General features: G+C 62.1%; 4 protein-coding genes. All 4 read left to right on the forward strand.

Annotated elements, in window-relative coordinates:
• Positions 1-1,980: TonB-dependent receptor (locus tag PF446_RS05215; RefSeq protein WP_298070189.1), on the forward strand; the 1,980-nt coding region annotated here is incomplete at its 5' end.
• Between the two features lie 352 nt (positions 1,981-2,332).
• Positions 2,333-4,648: a glucosylglycerol-phosphate synthase gene (ggpS, locus tag PF446_RS05220; RefSeq protein WP_298070190.1), complete on the forward strand. Its 2,316-nt coding sequence runs from the start codon at positions 2,333-2,335 to the stop codon at positions 4,646-4,648.
• Between the two features lie 57 nt (positions 4,649-4,705).
• Positions 4,706-5,953, forward strand: coding sequence for an MFS transporter (locus PF446_RS05225; protein WP_298070191.1), 1,248 nt, complete (start codon positions 4,706-4,708; stop codon positions 5,951-5,953).
• Between the two features lie 118 nt (positions 5,954-6,071).
• The coding region (locus tag PF446_RS05230; RefSeq protein WP_298070192.1) for an NADH:flavin oxidoreductase/NADH oxidase at positions 6,072-7,126 on the forward strand (1,055 nt) is incomplete at its 3' end.

Below are 7,126 nucleotides of genomic sequence, written 5' to 3' on the forward strand. Positions count from 1 at the left end.
AACATCAACGGTTCGCTGGGACGCGGCTCCTCGCCGGTCGACCTCAACGCGATCCCGATGAACGCCATTGATCACATCGAGGTTTTGCGTGACGGTGCGGCGGCGCAGTATGGCTCCGATGCCATCGCCGGCGTCATCAACATCATCCTCAAGGGTGGCGCCAAGCACGGTTCGGTCAATGCCACCTACGGTGAATACAGCAAGGGCGATGGCCAGACCTTCCACAGCGGTGCCGACGGCGGCTTCAAGCTCGGCAGCAAGGGTTGGGTGCATCTGAGCGCGAATGTCATGCACCAGGATCCGACCAACCGAGCCGGCCCTGACCTTCGTCATCCATCCGATCCCACCTACAACACGGTGACGTTCCACTATGGCCTGCCGTTGACCAAGGCCAAGCAGGCGGCGATCAACGCGCAATACGATTTCACGCCAAACGTCGAGCTGTATGCGTTCAGTGTGTTCAACAAGCGCGACGTGTCGTCAGGCGGATTCTTCCGCTCGCTGTCGCAGTATTCCAGCTATCCGGGCGCCACGGCGACCTACCCCAACGGCTATCTGCCCATGGAAAACAGCTCCATCCGCGACGATCAGGATGTCATCGGCTTGCGCGGCATGATCGGCGACTGGAACTATGACGTCAGCTACGACACCGGCGGCAACCACTGGAAGCTGCACACCAGCAACACCTACAACTATTCACTGGACCCCAACTCGCCGACGGCTTTCTACATCGGCACGTTGAGCAATCGCGACAACATCTTCAACGCGGACTTCAACCGCGAGTTCGACGTCGGCCTGACCAACCCGGTCACCCTGGCCTGGGGCCTTGAATACCGCCACCAGAAATTCGAGATCAAGCACGGTGACTCAGCTTCGTTTGCCGGTGCAGGCGCCCAGGTCTATCCGGGCTACCGGCCCGCCGATGCCGGTTCGCACTCACGCCACAACACGGCCGAGTACGTGGATCTGGAAAGCGACCTGACCAACGACTTCACTGCCGGACTGGCCGTACGTCACGAGAACTACAGCGACTTTGGCGGCACCACGGCCTGGAAGCTGTCCGGCCGCTATGCGTTCAATGAGACAGTGGCCTTGCGAGGCACTGCATCGACGGGCTTCCGCGCACCTTCACTGCAACAGGAGTATTACTCCAACACCTCGATCCTGTTCACCAACGGCGTGCCATACCTGGTTCGCAACTTCCCGGTGAGCGATCCGGCAGCACAGGCACTGGGCGCGCAGCCCCTCAAGCCCGAGAAGTCGCACAACTACAGCCTCGGCCTGGTCATCACGCCGTCGAACGGTCTTTATGCCACCCTCGACTTCTACAACGTCCGCATCAACAACCGCATCATTCTCAGTGGCAGTCTCAAGGGCCCTGCGGTGCAGAACTACCTCACCTCCGTGGGGATCCCGTTCGTGAATGGCGGTTCGTTCTTCAACAACGCGGTCGATACTCGGACCCGCGGTGCCGACCTGGTCGTCACCTATCCGTTTTACATGGGCAGTTCAACGCTCAAATTGACCGGTGGCATGAACTACAACAAGACCACCATCCTGAACATCGCACCGAACCCGCCACAGCTGGGCCTGGCCGGCCTGACTCTGCCGATTGTCAACTCGGAAGAGAAGCTGTTCCTGACCAAGAGTTCGCCGCGCACCAAATCTTTCCTCGGCGCGGACTGGAACATGAATCGCTGGTCGGCGCACGTACAGGCCACCCGGTACGGCAAGTTCACGGGCCTGACCGTGTACAGCACAGATCAGAACTACGGCGCCAAGGTGCTGCTGGACGCATCGGTGAATTATTCGATGGACCACTGGAAGTTCACGCTGGGCAGCAACAACCTGACCAATGTGTATCCGGACAGGAGCCAGCCCGCCTCTGCCACATACAACGTGATCCTTCCGTATCCGGAAACGGCACCGTTCGGCTTCAGCGGTGCGTACTACTACGGCACCGTCGCCTACGACTGGTAAGAAACGCTCGCAACCGGACCTTGAGGCCCCGAGCAATCTCGGGGCCTTTTTTTGTGCATGCATACCCGGAAGTAAAGACGGCCATATCGATTTTCCAAAAATGAACTTGCATGCGCTGTCCAGCGGCGAAGTGGATGGCTGACCTGTTAGGATGAATTGAAGATTCACGAACCCGCGCATTTCGCGGAGTGCCATTGATGACCCGGTATTCCCGCGGAGTCGTCCGGTCAAGACCGGCACCACTTGCCTGCGGCCACGCTTCATGCCGCAGGTCGTCGCGGCCATCGATCCAGCCAAGCCCCGGTCCAACCGAACGTTCCGCGAAGCGCATCCTCAAGTCCAAGGAGCACGCGTGAGCACGAACGAAAAGCCCTCGACCGCATTCGAATCATCCTCTTCGATACGTTGCCTCCTGGCCACCGATCTGGACGGCACCTTTCTGGCAGGGCATTCGGAAAAACGCCTGCAGCTCTACCAGTTGCTCAGCCGGCGTGAGGACATGCGACTGGTGTACGTCACCGGTCGCGGCCTTGAAGCGGTGCTGCCGCTGCTGGCAGATCCCACCCTGCCGCACCCGGACTACATCATCTGCGACGTCGGGGCGACCGTGGTCGACGGCCACGACATCCACCCGGTTGAGCCCCTGCAACGTCGCATCACCGCGCGCTGGCCTGGCGAGCAGGCCGTGATCCAGGCCGTCGGTGAAGATCACGGCATGCAGCGACAGGATGTACCGCAGGAACGAAGGGTGTCCTACTTCTGCGCGGAGGAGCAGATCCCAGACGACCTGTACGTGAAGGTGCGCGACCTGGGCTGCGAATTGCTGCACTCGGCCAAACGCTATCTGGACATCCTTCCGGCCGGTGTCAACAAGGGCTCCACACTGCGTGCATTGGTTGAACAGCTGGAAATCGACCCCTCGCGGGTACTGGTCGCCGGTGACACGCTCAACGACCATTCCATGTACGGTCGCGGATTTGCCGGCGTCTGCGTCGGTGACTCCGAGCCGGGACTGCTCGAAGCCACCAAATCGCTGGACAAGACCCTGCACGCCAAACAGCCCGGCTGCGGGGGCATCCTGGAGGCCATGGATCACTTCGACCTGCTCGACGCCGAAGAGCTGAAGATGGTGAAACGCACCCAGGACACAGGCAAGGCCGAGCTGGTGATGGTCTACCACCGACTGCCCTACGAGGAGGTCATCGAGGACGGCCAGATCAAGCGTCGCCGACCCAGCTCGCCCAATGGCATCATTCCGACCCTGCTGTCGTTCTTCGCCGACGGCAAGAAAGGCTCCTGGATCGCGTGGTCCATCCACGACGACAAGCCGGCTGAAGAGTTCGAGGTACACACCGCCGTGGATGCCGGTCGGTACCCCGAGCTGACCGCGGCCCGGGTGCCATTGACCAAGAAGCAGGTGGACATCTTCTACAAGCGCTTCTCCAAGGAGGCCTTCTGGCCCCTGCTGCACTGCTTTTGGGAACGGGCACGTTTCCGTGACAAACACTGGCAGGTGTTTTGCCAGGTCAACCAGGCCTTCGCCGAACGTACCGCTGCCGAGGCCGCACCCAATGCCACGGTGTGGATCCATGACTACAACATGTGGATGGTGCCGGCTTACCTGCGCGAAATGCGGCCGGACCTGCGCATCGCATTTTTCCACCACACGCACTTCCCTTCCGCGGACATCTTCAATGTGGTGCCCTGGCGCCGTGAAATCCTCGGCAGTCTGCTGCAGTGCGACTACGTCGGATTCCACATCCCTCGCCAGGTCGAGAACTTCGTCGACGTGGTCCGCGGCGTGGCCCCGGTGAAGGTGATCGAGCGCGAAAACTGCGCGCCCCGCTTCGTCACCTACGGCTGCGCCACCGGTCTGGACCAGGTCAGCCGGATTATCGATGTCGGACGTCGTCGCGTGCATCTTGGCGCGCACCCGGTCGGCCTTGACGTCGATCGTGTCCGTCGCCTGCTGGACACCGACGATGCCCGCAGGCGCATGGCCAATCTGAGCAGTGAGCTCAACGGACAAAAGCTGATCCTTTCCGTCGAACGCCTGGACTACACCAAGGGGACCCTGCAGAAACTCCAGGCGTACGAGCGCATGCTCGAGCAACGTCCGGACCTGGCGGGTGAGGTCACCCTGTTCTGCGTCTGCGTGCCGGCAGCGCAGGAAATGACCATCTACCGCACCCTGCAGACCCAGATCGAGCAGGCCGTGGGTCGCATCAACGGGCGCTTTTCAAAGTTGGGCTGGAGCCCGGTGCAATTCTTCTTCCGCGCCCTTCCCTTCGAGGAATTGCTGTCCTACTACAGCGTCGCCGATGTGATGTGGATCACCCCGCTTCGCGACGGGCTCAACCTGGTCGCCAAGGAATACGTCGCCGTGCAGGGCATCGTCGGCCATGACGGCGTACTCGTGCTCTCCGAATTTGCCGGTGCAGCTGCCGAGCTCAAGGGCGCGCTGTTGACCAATCCGCACGATCTTGCGGATCTCGCAGATGTCTGCCTGCATGCGCTGGACATGAACCGCAAGGAAGCACACAGCCGCCTGCAGGGTCTGTACGACATCGTTGAGCATTACAATCTTGCCCGTTGGGGTGAGGGCTTCCTGGATGCAGTCGCCGCCACCGGAACCAGGGCGCATACTGCGATTCCCGACTCGGTCTGAGCTCCCGCCTTCCACCCCGATCTCACGCGCACGTCACGACCGGCAAGGATTCATCGCATGTTACGTACCGTCAGCCAGTTGGCCTCGCTGCTGACCGGAGTCGCCCTGCTGCTGCTCGGCACCGGGTTGCTGAGTACCCTGATTCCAGTGCTCGGCGGCGCCATGGGCTTTTCCAGCACGCTGCTGGGTGCCATGACATCGGCGTATTTCGCCGGTTTTCTGGGCGGCACCTACCTGATCCCGAAACTGATACGCCGGACGGGTCATATCCGCGCATTCGCCTTCTGCGCCACCGGCTGTGCGTGTCTGGTGCTGCTGCTTTCGCTGACCTTGAACCCATGGGGCTGGCTGGTATTGCGCTTCGGCATCGGCGTCACCCTGGTGGGGCTGTACACCGTCATCGAGAGTTGGCTCAACAGCCAGGCCCTGCCCGAGCAACGCAGCAGCGTGTTCGCGACCTACATGGTGGTCAACCTCGGATCGCTGGCGCTGGCGCAGCAATTCCTTCAGTTTCATCCGGCAAACCAGGGCACCCTGTTCGTGATCGTCACGCTTCTCGTATGCGCCTCCACCTTGCCGGTGCTGGCCACACGCATGCGCCAGCCGGATGTGCAGCCCAGTCCACGCCTGCGGCTTAAGCGTTTGTTCGAGCTTGCCCCCAGCGCGGGATATGGCGCGCTGGTCTCTGGGCTGGCCATGGGTGCGCTGTGGGGACTGACACCGGTCTACGCGGCCTCGATCGGGCTCGATCAGTCCCACATCGGCACCTACATGAGCATCGGTATCATCGGTGGCGCGGCGCTGCAGTGGCCGCTGGGACGTCTATCGGACAAGCATGACCGGCGCATCATGCTTGTCTTGGTCAACGCCATCGGTGCCATGGTGGCCATCGTGATGCCATGGCTCGCGCCGATCCCATGGGCACAGGAGTTCGCCTTTTTCGTATTTGGCGGCATGGCATTCGCGGTGTATCCCATCGTGGTCGCGCATCTGCTCGACCACGTGCCGGGCGAGGAACTGCTGGCTGCCAGCAGCAGCGTGCTGCTGGCCAACGGTATCGGCTCGGCATTGGGTCCGTTGGCGGCCGGCTACATCATGCATTGGCTGGGCGCGGGCGCACTGTTCGGTTGGTTCGCGTTGTGCATGGGCTCGACCGCCATCTACGTGGCCTTCCGTTACATGACCTTCCATCGCGAGCAATCCGCCGCGTCGGGCTTCGTGCCGATGCTGCGCACCACCCCGACGGCTTTGGAGATGCATCCGGGGGTGGATACGGAGACCGTAACCGAGGCATCCACTTCATAGCCTGCAAAACTGCGGCATGTGCAAATTGCTGCGAAAAGGTGCGGGCTCGACCAAGGTCGCGCCTTGCATGCATGCCCCTCCGACCGCACTTCAAGGGACATTGTCCGCTACTTGAGGAATGCCTTCCGTGAGCATACTGTTTTCCCCACTTGAGCTCGGTCCGCTGAAACTTGCCAACCGCATCGTCGTGGCCCCCATGTGCCAGTACTCGGCCAGCGAGGGCAGCGCCAGCGACTGGCACATGATGCATCTTGGGCAACTTTCGCTTTCCGGCGCTGGATTGATGATCCTGGAAGCCTCCGCGGTGGAGGCACGTGGCCGAATAACCTACGGCGATCTGGGCCTTTACAGCGACGCGAATGAAACCGCGTTGGCCCGGGTCATTGCGGCGATCCGCCGGTATTCACCCATTCCGGTCGGCATCCAGCTCGCGCATGCCGGACGCAAGGCATCCACGCAAAAGCCGTGGGACGGCGGGGGCGCGATCGCCCCGGACGCCAAAAACGGCTGGCCGATCATCAGCGCATCCAGCCTTCCCTTTCATGAGGGCGATCCGGCCCCTGTTGCCATGCAGCGAGGCGACATCGACGATCTCATCGACGCCTTCGTCGCCTCCGCGAAGCGGGCCGAACGCCTGGGCCTGGACCTGATCGAACTGCATGCCGCGCACGGATACCTGTTGCACCAGTTCCTGTCGCCATTGAGCAACCAACGCACGGACGACTACGGTGGCAGCCTCGAGAACCGCATGCGCCTGACGCTGCAGGTCTTCGAGGCGGTGCGCGAAGCCATGCCGGCATCGATGTCCGTCGGCATCCGCATTTCCGCCAGCGACTGGGTCGAGGGCGGCTGGGATCTGAAGCAGAGCATCGAGCTGGCCAAGGCGCTGGATGCGCGCGGCTGCAGCTACATCCATGTCTCCAGCGGCGGCCTAAGCCCCGCGCAAAAGATCGCGATCGGCCCAGGCTATCAGGTGCATTTCGCCCAGGGTATCAAGGCCGCCGTGAAGATGCCGGTGATCGCGGTCGGCATGATCACCGAGCCGGATCAGGCCGAGGCGATCATCGCCGAAGGCAAGGCCGACGCCGTGGCGCTGGCACGCGGCATGCTCTACGACCCGCGCTGGCCCTGGCATGCGGCGGCGAAACTGGGCGCGAAGGTGCACGCGCCGCC

The sequence above is a fragment of the Oleiagrimonas sp. genome (assembly GCF_027858935.1).
GTDB lineage: Bacteria > Pseudomonadota > Gammaproteobacteria > Xanthomonadales > Rhodanobacteraceae > Oleiagrimonas.